Source organism: Ensifer sp. Root954 (genome assembly GCF_001429005.1).
GTDB classification, from domain to species: Bacteria; Pseudomonadota; Alphaproteobacteria; order Rhizobiales; family Rhizobiaceae; genus Ensifer; species Ensifer adhaerens.
The window spans coordinates 205,734-219,240 of record NZ_LMJM01000023.1; the positions used below are offsets into that span (position 1 = coordinate 205,734).

15 protein-coding genes are annotated in these 13,507 nt (G+C 63.4%); 12 read left to right on the plus strand and 3 right to left on the minus strand.

What is annotated here, in order from left to right; translation table 11 throughout:
• Nucleotides 1-76: 76 nt before the first annotated feature.
• Complete coding sequence (locus ASE71_RS15040) at nucleotides 77-1,093, minus strand: polyprenyl synthetase family protein (RefSeq protein WP_060516377.1); 1,017 nt, start codon at nucleotides 1,091-1,093, stop codon at nucleotides 77-79.
• 107 nt (nucleotides 1,094-1,200) lie between these two features.
• Here ASE71_RS15040 and ASE71_RS15045 point away from each other — a divergent pair, with 107 nt between their 5' ends.
• The 6 genes from ASE71_RS15045 to ASE71_RS15070 all read left to right on the plus strand — a co-directional run bounded on the left by ASE71_RS15045 (nucleotide 1,201) and on the right by ASE71_RS15070 (nucleotide 5,114).
• Nucleotides 1,201-1,422, plus strand: a complete 222-nt coding sequence (locus ASE71_RS15045; protein ID WP_034801069.1) for a DUF2007 domain-containing protein — start codon at nucleotides 1,201-1,203, stop codon at nucleotides 1,420-1,422.
• A gap of 11 nt (nucleotides 1,423-1,433) precedes the next feature.
• Complete coding sequence (locus ASE71_RS15050; RefSeq protein ID WP_060516563.1) at nucleotides 1,434-2,204, plus strand: tRNA1(Val) (adenine(37)-N6)-methyltransferase; 771 nt, start codon at nucleotides 1,434-1,436, stop codon at nucleotides 2,202-2,204.
• 172 nt (nucleotides 2,205-2,376) lie between these two features.
• A complete protein-coding gene (locus ASE71_RS15055) occupies nucleotides 2,377-3,243 on the plus strand; it encodes a S49 family peptidase (RefSeq protein ID WP_060516374.1) in 867 nt (288 codons plus the stop codon).
• A gap of 34 nt (nucleotides 3,244-3,277) precedes the next feature.
• Nucleotides 3,278-3,469 (plus strand): membrane protein, encoded by a 192-nt coding sequence (locus tag ASE71_RS15060; RefSeq protein WP_034801076.1) that lies wholly within the window; start codon nucleotides 3,278-3,280, stop codon nucleotides 3,467-3,469.
• 125 nt (nucleotides 3,470-3,594) lie between these two features.
• On the plus strand, nucleotides 3,595-4,551 hold the full coding sequence (locus tag ASE71_RS15065; protein WP_060516372.1) for a glycine--tRNA ligase subunit alpha: 957 nt from the start codon (nucleotides 3,595-3,597) through the stop codon (nucleotides 4,549-4,551).
• Nucleotides 4,548-5,114: an AAA family ATPase gene (locus ASE71_RS15070; RefSeq protein ID WP_060516370.1), complete on the plus strand. Its 567-nt coding sequence runs from the start codon at nucleotides 4,548-4,550 to the stop codon at nucleotides 5,112-5,114. Before ASE71_RS15065 ends, ASE71_RS15070 begins: the two co-directional genes overlap by 4 nt.
• Here ASE71_RS15070 and ASE71_RS15075 read toward each other — a convergent pair.
• On the minus strand, nucleotides 5,107-5,304 hold the full coding sequence (locus ASE71_RS15075) for a hypothetical protein (protein WP_034801082.1): 198 nt from the start codon (nucleotides 5,302-5,304) through the stop codon (nucleotides 5,107-5,109). The genes ASE71_RS15070 and ASE71_RS15075 overlap by 8 nt on opposite strands.
• 247 nt (nucleotides 5,305-5,551) lie before the next feature.
• Here ASE71_RS15075 and ASE71_RS15080 point away from each other — a divergent pair, with 247 nt between their 5' ends.
• The 6 genes from ASE71_RS15080 (at nucleotide 5,552) to ASE71_RS15105 (ending at nucleotide 12,831) form a co-directional block, all read left to right on the plus strand.
• Nucleotides 5,552-6,100, plus strand: coding sequence for a LemA family protein (locus tag ASE71_RS15080; protein ID WP_034801085.1), 549 nt, complete (start codon nucleotides 5,552-5,554; stop codon nucleotides 6,098-6,100).
• A gap of 87 nt (nucleotides 6,101-6,187) precedes the next feature.
• Nucleotides 6,188-7,444, plus strand: coding sequence for a 3-phosphoshikimate 1-carboxyvinyltransferase (locus tag ASE71_RS15085; protein WP_413814639.1), 1,257 nt, complete (start codon nucleotides 6,188-6,190; stop codon nucleotides 7,442-7,444).
• Between the two features lie 109 nt (nucleotides 7,445-7,553).
• Nucleotides 7,554-9,494: a DUF2207 domain-containing protein gene (locus tag ASE71_RS15090; protein WP_060516366.1), complete on the plus strand. Its 1,941-nt coding sequence runs from the start codon at nucleotides 7,554-7,556 to the stop codon at nucleotides 9,492-9,494.
• A gap of 112 nt (nucleotides 9,495-9,606) precedes the next feature.
• A complete protein-coding gene (gene glyS / locus ASE71_RS15095) occupies nucleotides 9,607-11,772 on the plus strand; it encodes a glycine--tRNA ligase subunit beta (protein ID WP_060516363.1) in 2,166 nt (721 codons plus the stop codon).
• Between the two features lie 112 nt (nucleotides 11,773-11,884).
• Nucleotides 11,885-12,265: a cupin domain-containing protein gene (locus ASE71_RS15100; protein ID WP_060516361.1), complete on the plus strand. Its 381-nt coding sequence runs from the start codon at nucleotides 11,885-11,887 to the stop codon at nucleotides 12,263-12,265.
• A 62-nt stretch (nucleotides 12,266-12,327) separates the two neighbouring features.
• The gene (locus ASE71_RS15105; protein ID WP_034801098.1) at nucleotides 12,328-12,831 is read left to right on the plus strand and encodes a DUF523 domain-containing protein; all 504 of its coding nucleotides are present in this window, start codon (nucleotides 12,328-12,330) and stop codon (nucleotides 12,829-12,831) included.
• Nucleotides 12,832-12,949: 118 nt separating this feature from the next.
• Here the strand turns inward: ASE71_RS15105 and ASE71_RS15110 are convergent, their stop codons facing one another.
• A complete protein-coding gene (locus ASE71_RS15110) occupies nucleotides 12,950-13,471 on the minus strand; it encodes a plant virulence effector HPE1-like domain-containing protein (RefSeq protein WP_034801101.1) in 522 nt (173 codons plus the stop codon).
• Nucleotides 13,472-13,507: the final 36 nt, after the last annotated feature.

Consider the following 13,507-nt stretch of genomic DNA (forward strand, 5'->3'; position numbering starts at 1 on the left):
TTGAGGAACAGAATGGCTTTTTTGGCGCAACGCGGCAAGAAAATCCTGTCGCTCGTTCTGACCTGCCCGGAGCCCGTCAGCTGACGCGATCGATGCAGAAGTCGATGACTTCGGTGAGCGCCGATTTCCAGGGAGACGCCGGCAGCGGCGCCAGCGCATCGCGGGCAATCGTGCCGTAATGCTGGGCGCGCGCGATGGTGTCGCTCAAGCCCCCATAGCGCTTGATCAGGCCGAGTGCCTTGTCGAGGTTCGCGTCGCTGCTGTCGCCGCCTTCGATCGCCTCGCGCCAGAAGGCACGGTCTTCCGCCGTCCCGCGGCGATAGGAGAGGATTACCGGAAGGGTGATCTTGCCCTCGCGGAAGTCGTCGCCGACATTCTTGCCGAGGTCGCTCGACGAGCCGCCATAGTCGAGCACGTCGTCGACGAGCTGGAAGGCGAGGCCGAGGTTCATCCCGTAGGATTTCAGCGCGTTGCGGTCCGATTTGCTGGTCTGGGCAACGATCGGCCCAACTTCGGCCGCGGCGGCAAAAAGGGCTGCGGTCTTGGCACGGATGACCTGGAGATAGTCGTCCTCGGTCGTCTCCATGTTCTTGGCGACGGAGAGCTGCAGCACTTCGCCTTCGGCAATGACCGAAGCTGCGGTCGACAGCACGTCGAGCGCGTCAAGCGAGCCGACATCGACCATCATGCGGAAGGCCTGGCCGAGCAGGAAGTCGCCGACCAGCACGCTTGCCTGGTTGCCCCAGATCGTGCGTGCGGTGGATTTGCCGCGGCGAAGGTCGCTTTCGTCAACGACGTCGTCATGGAGAAGCGTCGCGGTGTGCATGAATTCGACGCTGGTTGCGAGCTTGACGTGGGCGTCGCCCTCGTAGCCGAACATCGCAGCGGAGGCGAGCGTCAGCATCGGGCGCAGGCGCTTGCCGCCCGAAGAAATCAGGTGGTTGGCGACCTCGGGAATCATCTGAACGTCGGAGCCGGCCTTCGACAGGATAAGCTGGTTGACGCGCTCCATGTCCGCAGTGGTCAGATCAACGAGCGGCTTTACGGACGCCTGTTTGTTTTTGCTGTCTTCCAGCGGTATCACTACGCCCACACCGGGACTCCTGTTTTCATTGTCGCTTTCGACAATAGGAAGGGGTGTCCCGTGCGGCAAGAGGCGAATTGTCCCGCTTGCTGAAATAGGACAGGAAAAACCGCCGGATGAAGGAATTGATCCGTACCAACGATGCCGTCGTGCTCTCCTTTGCCGAGAGCCTGATGAAGGATGCCGGCATCGCAAGCCTCATCGCCGACCAGGGGATGAGCATTCTTGAGGGCTCGCTCGGCCTCTTGCCCCGTCGCTTTCTGGTCGCCGAGGAAGACGCGGACGCGGCGCGCCGGATCCTGATCGATGCCGGGCTCGAGGCGGAGTTGCGCCCTTGAGCACGGAGCCGATGCCGGCTGCGACCGAAACCGTAGATGCATTTCACCGCGGCAAGTTCCATGTCGTCCAGCCACTCGGCAAGGGGCATCGCTCCGGCATGGACGCCATGCTGCTTGCGTCGCTCGTTGCATCGGATCGTCCCTGCCGGGTCGCCGATCTCGGTGCGGGCGCGGGTGCAGCCGGCATGGCCGTCGCCTCGCGGATCGACGATGCGGAAGTGGTGCTGGTGGAGCGCTCGCCCGTTATGGCGGAGTTTGCCCGCCGCAGCCTGGCGCTTGCCGAAAACGCCCGTCTTTCCTCGCGCGTCTCGGTCGTTGAGGCCGACGTTTCACTGACCGGCAAGGCGCGTGTCGCGACGGGTCTGGCGGATGACAGCTTCGATCATGTGATCATGAACCCACCCTTCAACGATGCCTCGGACCGCAAGACTCCGGATGCGCTCAGGGCCGAGGCCCATGCGATGAGCGACGGGCTGTTCGAGATCTGGGTGAAGACGGCGGGCGCGATCATGAAGCCCGGCGGGCAACTGTCGTTGATCGCTCGGCCGGAATCGATCGCCGAGATCATCGCCGCTTGCGGCCGCCGCTTTGGCGGCATCGAGATCACGGCGCTGCATCCGCGGGTCGGTGAAAACGCCGTGCGCATCCTGGTGACGGCGATCAAGCAGAGTCGCAAACGGCTGGTCTTCCGCGCCCCGCTCGTCATGCACGAGGAGGGGCATCGCTTCGCAGACCATGTCGACGACCTCAACAATGGCCGCGCCGCCTATCGCCGCCGCTGATTTACCGTATGCGGCATTGCGTTCGCCGCATCAGTGCATACATGGCATGGAAGAGCCCCTGGCGGGCGATCGGGCGAAGCATTCCGCTTTCGCCGATGAGACGCGGTCATGTCTATGATTTCCGGTCGTTCCGGCTCAAAATCATGGCATGTCCCAGCAGGCAGGAGTTGAAATGAAGGCGTTCCTGAGATGGTTGTTGCCCAAGCGTTTTCGCAAGGAAGGCGTGACGATCCCCGTCGTCCGGCTCCACGGCGCGATCATGGCCGGCGGCGGTCAGTTCCGGCCGGCGCTCAACCTGGCGACAGCGGCCCCGCTTCTCGAAAAGGCCTTCGCAAACAAGGACGCGCCTGCTGTCGCGATCTCCGTCAATTCGCCTGGCGGCTCCCCTGTGCAGTCGCGGTTGATCTACCAACGCATCCGCGATCTCGCCCAGGAGAAGAAAAAGCGTGTGCTGATCTTCGTCGAGGACGTCGCCGCATCCGGCGGCTATATGATCGCGCTTGCCGGCGACGAGATCATTGCCGACCCGACCTCGATCGTCGGCTCGATCGGCGTTGTCTCCGGCGGGTTCGGTTTTCCGGAACTCCTGAAGAAGATCGGCGTCGAGCGGCGTGTCTATACCGCTGGCGAAAACAAGGTGATGCTCGATCCGTTCCAGCCGGAAAAGGAAAACGACATCGCATTCCTGAAGAACCTGCAGCTCGATATCCACGATACCTTCATCCAGATGGTCAAGGCCCGTCGCGGCCAGCTGCTCGCCGACGATCCAGATATCTTCTCCGGCCTTTTCTGGACCGGCCGGCGCGGGCTGGAGCTCGGCATCATCGATAGTCTCGGCGATCTGCGCGGCGAGGTGAAGAAGCGCTATGGCGACAAGGCGCGGCTCGAGCTCATCCAGCCGGTGCGCAGCCTTTTTGGCCGCCGGCAGAGCGGCGCGGCCATTGCCGGTGCTCTGGTCGAGCCAATGGCCGCTTCCGCAGCGGCGGGACTTGCCGAAGCCATCGAGGAAAGGGCATTGTGGGCGCGGTTCGGGCTTTGATGCCTGCCCGGCCTGAAATGTCCTTGGAGGGAAAATGCCGCAACTCATCCTGCTCCTGATCGCAGGTTTCGTCTTCTGGCTCGGCTATCGCAAGTTCGTGGCGGATGCCCAGAAGCTGACGCGCCAGCGCGAACAGGCTCGCCGCGAGGAGCAGACCGGGGCGCAGGGAACGTTGGTGCAGGACCCGGAGACCGGCGAATACAGGCTGAAGCGCGACGGCGAGTGAGGGCGGTCGGAACGCGTCAGTGTGGCTGCGGTCTATTTGCCCGCCTGCTGCCGTAGCGCTTGACCCCTGTCATCAGGCGTGGCACCTGTCCGGCACATTTTCTAGAAGAAATCCGGACGCGATCCATGACCACTCTGCCTGATCATATGAACCCGAAGCGCTCGTTTCAGGCTCTGATCCTGACACTCCACAATTACTGGGCCGACAAGGGTTGCGCCGTGCTGCAGCCCTACGACATGGAAGTGGGCGCCGGTACCTTCCATCCGGCAACGACCCTGCGCGCGCTGGGCCCGCGTCCCTGGCGTGCGGCTTACGTCCAGCCGTCGCGTCGCCCGACCGATGGCCGCTACGGCGAAAACCCGAACCGCCTGCAGCACTACTATCAGTATCAGGTAATTCTGAAGCCGAACCCGTCCAACCTGCAGGAACTCTATCTCGGCTCGCTCGAGGCGATCGGCCTCGACCCGCTGCTGCACGATATCCGCTTTGTCGAGGATGACTGGGAAAGCCCGACGCTCGGCGCTTGGGGTCTCGGCTGGGAGTGCTGGTGCGACGGCATGGAAGTGTCGCAGTTCACCTATTTCCAGCAGGTCTGCGGCATCGAATGCTCGCCGGTTTCGGGGGAACTGACCTACGGTCTCGAACGCCTCGCCATGTATGTGCAGGGCGTCGACAACGTCTACGACCTGAACTTCAACGGTCGCGAGGGTGCCGAGAAGATCAGCTATGGCGATGTCTTCCTGCAGGCCGAACAGGAATATTCGCGCTACAATTTCGAATACGCCAACACGGCGATGCTGCATCAGCACTTCATCGATGCGGAAGCCGAGTGCCAGGCGTTGCTGGCTGCCGGAGCACCGGGCGACCACAGCAACAACCACCTGCACAAATGCGTCTTCCCAGCCTACGACCAGTGCATCAAGGCAAGCCATGTGTTCAACCTGCTCGATGCCCGCGGCGTGATCTCGGTCACCGAGCGCCAGAGCTACATCCTTAGGGTGCGCACGCTCGCCAAGGCCTGCGGCGAAGCCTTCCTGTTGACCGACGCCGGTGGCGCGAACCTCAACCGGGACGCCGCTTGAGCGTAGAACCGTCCGGCCTTGTCGTTCACATCAACGGCTGGCCGGGCACCGGTAAGCTGACGATCGCGCGCCATCTTGCTGAAAGGCTGGGCGCGCGGCTCGCCGACAATCACACGCTGATCAATCCGGCCGAGGCACTGTTTGCGCGCAGTGACCCGCTTTATCGCTCGCTTCGATCGGCGGTCCGCCAAAGCGTGTTCGAGCACCTGGAAAGGGCGGCAGCCGAACGGTCGTTCATCTTCACCGATGCGCTCTCGGACGATACCACCGACACGCGTGCCTTCGAGGACTGCGCCGCACTCGCGCAAAAACGCGGCGCTCGCTTCGTTGCGGTCGTGATCGATTGCGACGTCGAGGAAAATGTCAAGCGCCTGACACGCGCCGGCCGGAGCAAGCTGCACAAGCTGACCGATCCGGAAGTTCTTCTGGGATTGCGGCGCGCGCACCGGCTGCTGCGCGGCAGAAGCGACCGATTGATTGAGATCGATGTGACGACGCTCGGCGCTGATGAGGCAGCAGCGGCGATCGCGGCGCGGATCGCTGAACCTTCAACTGTCAGATGACGAAGGTCGTGCCGGCGTCGTTCTTGCAGTACGGCTTCATTGTGGGATAGGCGCCGGTATAGACCTGACCGGAGTAGGTCTGAAGAGCGCGGCGAACACCGCTCGGCCGTTCCGGAGAATGCGCGCTCGCATAGGCAACGAAGAGCGCCGTAAAGGCGATCACGTTGATGAGAGTTGCGAGCGTTTTCATGGTCTTCACTTCGTTTCCGGGGTTGTTCGATGAACCGACTATCGCCCATCACCGGTCCGGTCGCCGTTCCCGATGGAACAGGAAAGCCGGTCTTTTGACGTGAAAAGGCGTGGCATCGGGAAACACAGTGTTCACGGTGCAGGCGGGAATTGGGGAGGAGCAGGTTTCTCTGGCCAAATGCTGCAGAAAGCGCTTTGAAGCTGAGAAGCGAATGCTAATCTCTGCGCGAGTTTTTGGAGGGTGCCCTATGATCGGTCTGGCAATCGCCGTCGTCGTGATTCTGTATCTGGTTTTCGTCTATAACGGTCTCGTCAAGGCGCGGCAGATCGCCGAGGAGGCGTGGTCCGGTATCGATGTGCAGTTGAAGCGCCGCGCCGATCTGATCCCGAACCTGATCGAAACCGTGAAGGGCTACGCCGCACACGAGAAGTCGACGTTCGAAGAGGTGATCGCCATGCGCAACCGCGCACAGGCGGTGCCAGCCGGCGACGTCGAGGGGCGGGCCCAGGCGGAAGGCGCGCTCTCCCAGGCGCTCGGCAAGCTCTTTGCGCTGGCGGAAGCTTATCCGGACCTCAAGGCCAACGAGAATTTCGCCGAGCTGCAGCGCTCGCTGGAAACGATCGAAGGCGAAATCCAGATGTCGCGCCGCTATTACAACGGTGCGGCCCGTGACTTGAACGTCAAGGTCGAGAGCTTCCCGTCCAACCTGATCGCCAACGCCTTCCGCTTCGTCAAAGCCGGCTATTTCGAGATCACCAACGAAGCCGACCGCGCGGTGCCGCAGGTCAAGTTCTGACCGCCACGCCTCCCGAACATTCCTCGCCGCGGGATCCCGCCGCGGCGCCATTCGCATCAAGAGACCTATTCGATGACCTCCGCTAGCATGAAAAAACTGACCATCCTGCCGACCGACCACCCGCTCCGCGGCCATGTGCGCCCGCCGGGCTCGAAGTCGATCACCAACCGGGCGCTGCTTCTGGCCGGCCTTGCCAAGGGCACGAGCCGGCTGACGGGTGCCTTGAAGAGCGACGACACCCGCTACATGGCGGAAGCCTTGCGCGCGATGGGCGTCGAAGTCAGCGAGCCGGATGAAACGACCTTCGTCGTCACCAGCACGGGCAAGTTGCTCCCGCCGGCAGCTCCCTTGTTCCTCGGCAATGCCGGAACGGCGACACGCTTCCTGACGGCTGCTGCCGCGCTCGTCGATGGCACGGTCGTGGTCGATGGCGACCAGCACATGCGCAAGCGGCCGATCAAGCCCTTGGTCGAAGCACTCGGAACGCTCGGCGTCGAAGTCACCTCCGAAACCGGCTGCCCGCCGGTCACCGTCAAAGGCACCGGCGGCTTCCCGGCCGGTCGCGTCGTCATCGATGCCGGCCTGTCGAGCCAGTATGTCTCGGCCCTGCTGATGGCGGCCCCCGGCGCCAAGGGTCCTGTCAACATCGAGCTTGCCGGCGACGAGATCGGCGCGCGCGGTTACATCGACCTAACGGTTGCCGCCATGCGTGCCTTCGGCGCCGAAGTCGAGCAGCTGAGCCCCTCCGTCTGGCAGGTCGCGCCGACCGGCTACAAGGCAGCCGACTATGTCATCGAGCCGGATGCTTCGGCGGCGACCTATCTCTGGGCTGCGGAAGTCCTGACCGGCGGCGCCATCGATATCGGCGTTCCGGCGGACGCCTTCTCGCAGCCGGATGCCCGCGCCCATGCGGTGATCGCGAGCTTCCCGAACCTGCCCGCCGTTATCGACGGCTCGCAGATGCAGGACGCGATCCCGACGATCGCCGTACTTGCCGCCTTCAACAAGACGCCGGTGCGCTTCGTCGGTCTCGCCAACCTGCGCGTCAAGGAATGCGACCGCGTGCGCGCGCTGTCGCTCGGTCTGACAGCGATCCGGCCGGATCTGGCGCATGAGGAAGGCGACGACCTGATCGTCTCTTCCGATCCCACGCTTGCCGGCCAGACCTTGCCCGCCTCGATCGACACCTTCGCCGACCATCGCATCGCCATGAGCTTTGCGCTTGCCGGCCTGAAGATCCACGGGATCGCCATCGAAGATCCAGGCTGCGTTGCCAAAACCTACCCGGCCTATTGGGATGCGCTCGCCTCGCTCGGCGTCGAATTTACCGGCGACCGGCCTTGATACCGTGCGGGATGTGCGGCCGTGTCTGCGGTTTCCGCGCGCATCCCGTTCTCACCCATAAGAACCGATCTCGTGTCTTGAACCTCAACCGGAAGAAAGCTTGATCCGCATGGTCCGTTTCGCTGCCGCATTTGCTGTTCTGGTGTTTTTGCTGGCAACGGCAGGCGTCGGTCGGGCGGAGGAGGTCTTCTCCGCCTATCGCTCCGTCATCGATGTCGCCAAGGACGGCACGATGACGGTGACCGAGACGATCACGGCGACGGTCGAGGGCAACAAGATCCGCCGCGGTGTCTATCGCGACATGCCTTTGACCTTCACCGACGCGAATGGCAAGCGCAGCAAGGTCGATTTCAAGCTGCTCTCGGTCGAGCGTGACGGTGAGGAGGAGCCCTATCGCACCGAGACGATCAACGGCGGCATCCGCATCTACACCGGTTCGGCCGAGGTCTTTCTGGAGCGGGGCGAGCATACCTTCCAGTTCACCTACGAGACTGGCCGGCAGATTCGCTTCTTTGACGATCACGACGAACTCTACTGGAACGTCACCGGTACGGAGTGGGATTTCCCGATCGACGAGGCGAGTGCGACCGTGACGCTGCCGGACGGCGTCAGGGCCGAAGCGCTCGATTACTTCACTGGCGGCTATGGCGCGACCGGCAAGGATGCGCGTGCATCCAGGGACGGCAGCGAAATCTTCTTTGCCACCACCCGACGTCTCGACCCGCGCGAAGGGCTGACGATCGCCATCAAGATGCCGAAGGGCAGCATCGACAGGCCCACCTCCAGCCAGGAAAATGCCTGGTGGCTGCACGACCATCTGGCGCTCGTCATCGCCGGTGCCGGCCTTGCCGTCGTCCTGCTCTACTATAGCCAGGCCTGGCTCAGGGCCGGGCGTGACCCGGACCGCGGCGTCATGGTGCCGCGCTGGGATCCGCCGGAGGGCATCTCACCGGCGCTGGTCAATTACATCGACAACAGGGGCTTTTCCGGCGAGGGCTGGACCGCGTTGTCGGCGGCAGCACTCAATCTCGCGGTCAAGGGCCACGTGGTTCTCGAAGACCTGAAGAACGCCATCGTCATTGCCGCCACCGGCAAGAAACCCGACGAAAAGCTGCCGACCGGCGAGGCGGCCGTGATGAAGGCGGTCAATGCCGCTGGCGGCAAGCTCACCATCGACCGCGCCCATGGCACACGGGTGCAGGCGACCGGCGCCGATTTCCGCAACGCCATGGAGCGCGAGCATCGCGGCAAGTACTACCACGCCAACAGCGGTTACATCGTCGCCGGTGTCATCCTTTCGGTGTTGGCGGTTGCGGCCGTGTTCCTGTTCGGGGATCTCAGCGAGGACAGCCTGCCGCTGGTGATCGTTCCTGTTTTCATCGCCTTCTTCGTCTCGATCCTCGCAGTCTCCTTCGGCAAGTCGCTTCGCCGCGAAAGGAGCCTGATGAGCCGGATCATGTCGATCGTCGTGGTCGCCTTCATCGGCTTCGTCGCCTTCACCATCTTCTCGACCATCCTTGCGGCCGTCTTCTATTCGGCAGCCGAAACCGACGAACTGCCGCTGCTCTTCGTGATCGGCGCGATCGTGCTCGTCAACGTGCTGTTCTTCTTCCTGATGGGTGCGCCGACGCCGCTCGGAACGCGGATGATGGATGGCATCGACGGGCTCAGGCAATACATGACGCTCGCCGAGAAAGACCGGATGAACATGCAAGGCGCGCCCGAAATGTCGCCCCGGCATTTCGAGACGCTGCTCCCTTACGCCGTGGCGCTTGGCGTCGAGAAGCCCTGGACCGAGACCTTCGATCGTTGGCTGCTTGCCGCGGCGGCTGGGGCGGCTGCGGCCGCTGCCTATCAGCCGGGCTGGTATCACGGTGACGGCTTCGGCTCGAGCACCTTCGGCGATCGCATCGGCGGATTTGCCGGATCCATGGCGGACACGATGACGTCGTCGCTGCCTCCGCCGCCCAAATCGTCATCGTCGGGCTTTTCTTCCGGCGGCGGCTTCTCCGGCGGCGGCGGTGGTGGCGGTGGTGGCGGCGGCTGGTAAATCCGCCTCGCACTTGCCCTTGGAAAATCAAATTCATCGCGGCGCTTGGTGACAATCTTGCCAGAGATTGCTAAGTCCGCCGCAACCGTCAGGAACAGAAAAAGTCACTCCCATGCCCGATCTTCTTATCGAACTCCGCTCCGAGGAAATTCCTGCCCGCCTGCAGCGCAAGGCGGCCGGTGACCTCAAGAAGCTGCTGACCGATGCCCTGGTCGAAGCGGGCCTGACCTATGAGGGGGCGCGCGAGTACTGGACACCGCGCCGGCTGACGCTTGACATCCGCGGCCTCAACGCCCGCTCCGCCGATGTTCGCGAAGAGCGCAAGGGTCCGCGCACCGACGCCAACGAGAAGGCGATCGAAGGCTTCCTGCGCGGCGCCGGCCTTTCCTCGATCAGCGAGGCGCACGTCCATAGCGACCCGAAGAAGGGCGACTTCTACGTCGCCCATATCGTCAAGCCGGGCCGTCCCGCCGAAGAGATCATCGCCGAGGCGATGCCGGATATCATCCGCAATTTCCCCTGGCCGAAGCCGATGCGTTCCGGCGTGGCATCGGCCAGGCCCGGCGCGCTGCGCTGGGTCCGCCCGCTGCAGTCGATCGTCTGCACCTTCGGGTCGGAAACCGAGGAAACCCATGTGATCCCGTTTGAAGTCGACGGCATCGTCGCCTCGAACGTCACCTATGGTCACCGCTTCCATGCACCGGAAGCGATCACGGTTCGCCGCTTTGCCGACTATGCCGAGAAGCTGGAAAAGGCGAAGGTCGTTCTCGATGGCGAGCGCCGCAAGGAAATGATCCTGGCCGACGCCCGCAATGTCGCCTTCGCCAACGGCCTCGAGCTCGTCGAAGACGAAGGCCTGCTCGAAGAAGTCTCCGGCCTCGTCGAGTGGCCGCAGGTGCTGATGGGCAGCTTCGAGGAAGCCTATCTCGAAATCCCCTCGGAAATCATCCGACTGACGATCAAGACCAACCAGAAGTGCTTCGTCACCCGCGCGCCGGGCGCCGACACGCTCTCCAACAAGTTCATCCTGGTCTCGAACATCGAGGCGAAGGACGGCGGCAAGGAGATCGTGCATGGCAACGGCAAGGTCGTGCGCGCCCGTCTTTCGGACGCAGCGCATTTCTGGCACCGCGACCAGGGCAACTTGCCGGATCTCGAAACGCTGGAAGCATCCGCCAAGAAGTTCAATCTGGACCTCGGCAAGCCGCTCGATCAGCGCATGGCCAAGCTCGATGCGCTGAACGTTACCTTCCATGCCAAGCTCGGCACCCAGGGCGAACGCGTCGCCCGTATCCGCGCGCTTGCTGGTGAACTTGCCAAGGTCACCGGCGCCGACGCCAAGCTCGTCGACCGCGCCGTCGTGCTGGCCAAAGCCGATCTGCGCACTGAAGCCGTCGGCGAATTCCCTGAGCTTCAGGGCATCATGGGGCACAAGTACGCCCTGCTTCAGGGCGAGAACGGATCTGTCGCCACGGCGATCGAGGACCATTGGAAGCCGAATGGTCCCTCTGACCGTGCGCCTACCGATCCGGTGGCAGTGACCGTTGCGCTTGCCGACAAGCTCGACACGCTCGTCGGCTTCTGGGCGATCGACGAAAAGCCCACCGGTTCGAAGGACCCCTTTGCGCTGCGCCGCGCCGCACTCGGCGTGATCCGCCTGATCCTGGAAGGCAAGGCGCGCCTGGCGCTGTTGCCTGTATTCGAAACGGCACTCGTCGCCCTGCGCGCGCAGAAGCCGGCGCTTGCGGACGACATTTCGGCCGATCTGCTCTCCTTCTTCCATGATCGCCTCAAGGTCTATCTGCGCGACCTCGGCGCCCGTCACGACCTGATCGACGCCGTGCTGACGCCGGAAGCCGACGACCTGCTGATGATCGCCCGCCGCGTGGAAGCGCTGACCGCCTTCATCACCGACGAGGAAGGCCGCAACCTCTTGGCCGGCACCAAGCGCGCCACCCAGATCCTCGCAGCCGAAGAGAAGAAGGGCACTGCCGTCGCCGACGCCGTCGATGCCGGCCTCTTCCGTCTCGACGCCGAGAAGGCGCTGCACCAGGCTGTCGAAATTGCTTCGGCTGAAGCACGCGATGCGATCGCCAAGGAAGACTTCCGTTCGGCCATGGAAGCGCTGGCCAAGCTGCGCGAACCGGTCGACCAGTTCTTCAACGACGTACTCGTCAATGACGATGATGCGGCAATCCGTGCCAACCGTCTGGCGCTGCTCGGCCTGATCCGCTCGGCCACCGGCACGGTCGCGGACTTCTCGAAGATCGTCGGCTAAGGCCGGGTCGCCGCCGGGAGACCGGCGGCCTCACACCCGCGCACAAACGTTCAAGCGGCTCGCTGCCCGGCGACCTATATGCTGTCTCGATCACGCAAGATGGAGACAGCCGATGACTATCGCGACAAAGGCCTACAAGCCGATCAATTTTGCCGAAAAACTCTCGCTCTTCAGCGATCAGTGGCAACCGCGCGTCCTTGCCGAACTCAACGACTACCAGTTCAAGATCGTGCGCATCGAAGGCGATTTCATCTGGCACGATCATGAAGATACCGACGAGGCCTTCATCGTACTCGAAGGAACATTGCGCATCGATTTCCGCGATGGGGCTGTGACGCTCGGTCCCGGCGAAATGTACGTCGTGCCGAAGGGCGTCGAACACAAGCCCTATGCGGAGCGCGAGGTGAAGATGCTCTTGATCGAGCCGCGCGGCACGCTCAACACCGGGCATGAGGGTGGCGAACGCACCGCGCAAAACGACCGCTGGATCTGATCCCTTGTCCGGGCACTGCGATCGCGCTTGCTGACCGGCAGGGCGCCGGAGTAGAGAAAGGCATGCCCGCAAAAATTCTCGTCAGCGCCTGCCTCATGGGCCATGCCGTCCGCTACGACGGCCAGTCGAAGCCGCTCCTGCACCCGGCGATAGACCGCTGGCGCGCGGAAGGCCGTCTCGTGACCATCTGTCCGGAAATGTCGGCCGGCATGCCGGTGCCGCGTCCGCCGGCCGAGATCGCCGCCGGCGCTGTCGGCAAGGACGTGCTCGCCGGCAAGGCGAGGGTGGTGGAGATAGACGGCGGCGACGTCACCGAGGGGTTCATACAGGCTGCCGAAAACGCTCTTTCGCTTGCCAGGCAAGCCGACTGTCGCTTCGCGCTCCTGATCGATGGCAGCCCGTCCTGCGGGTCGGGTTTCGTCTATGACGGGAGCTTTTCCGGCGCGCGCCATCCGGGTGAAGGCGTAACGGCCGCCTTGCTCCTCGCCAACGGCGTCGAAGTCTATTCTGACAGACAGATAGAGGCGCTGGTCGCGCGGATCGATGAATTGGAAGGCTCGCAATAAAAAGATTGCGCCCCCGCTTCTCTCAGGGGCGCAATCTCTCGCTCTTACAGCGATACGCCCGTCAGCCTTTGAATGCAGGGGACGGCTGAGCGGGGCAGGGAACTTTCCCGATAGGCGATCAGTCTAGCCGAAGTTCGAGGGTGGACGGATCAAAATCCTGTGAGCTCTCGTCGGCCACGGGCGCAGCCACCATGGACGCGCCGATCGGGGTCACCGCGGCGGTCTTTGCGGTCTGATCGATGGAAAGAAACTCCGGCCTGGACGCCTGCGGGTTCTGGTCGTTTGCGATGTTCGAGACGGTCACCGTTGCAGCATCGTCGGTTTCGGCCGCGGCCGTCCTGATCATCTCGTGGGACGGCTTGCTGACGAACACCACCGGCGACCCGCCGAGCCAGGCCTCCGTGCGCACCATCTTCATCTCGCCGTTGATTTTCTTGAGCTCGATCGTCTCGTCGCCCGCCGCGATCGTCGGGACGACGTAGGTGACCTTCTTCCGCGACTGCAACGGCGGGCAATCGGCGCAGGAAACCGTGGAGACGCTGGCATTGTCGGTCGTGCCGGAGGCGATCGCTTCGATCGACGACGCCGCGGCGTTGCCAGCAGCAAGCCCAAGGACGGTGGTGATCAGCAACAGGCGCATCGTTTTTCTCCCGGATCGTTACCGGCGAGAATATGC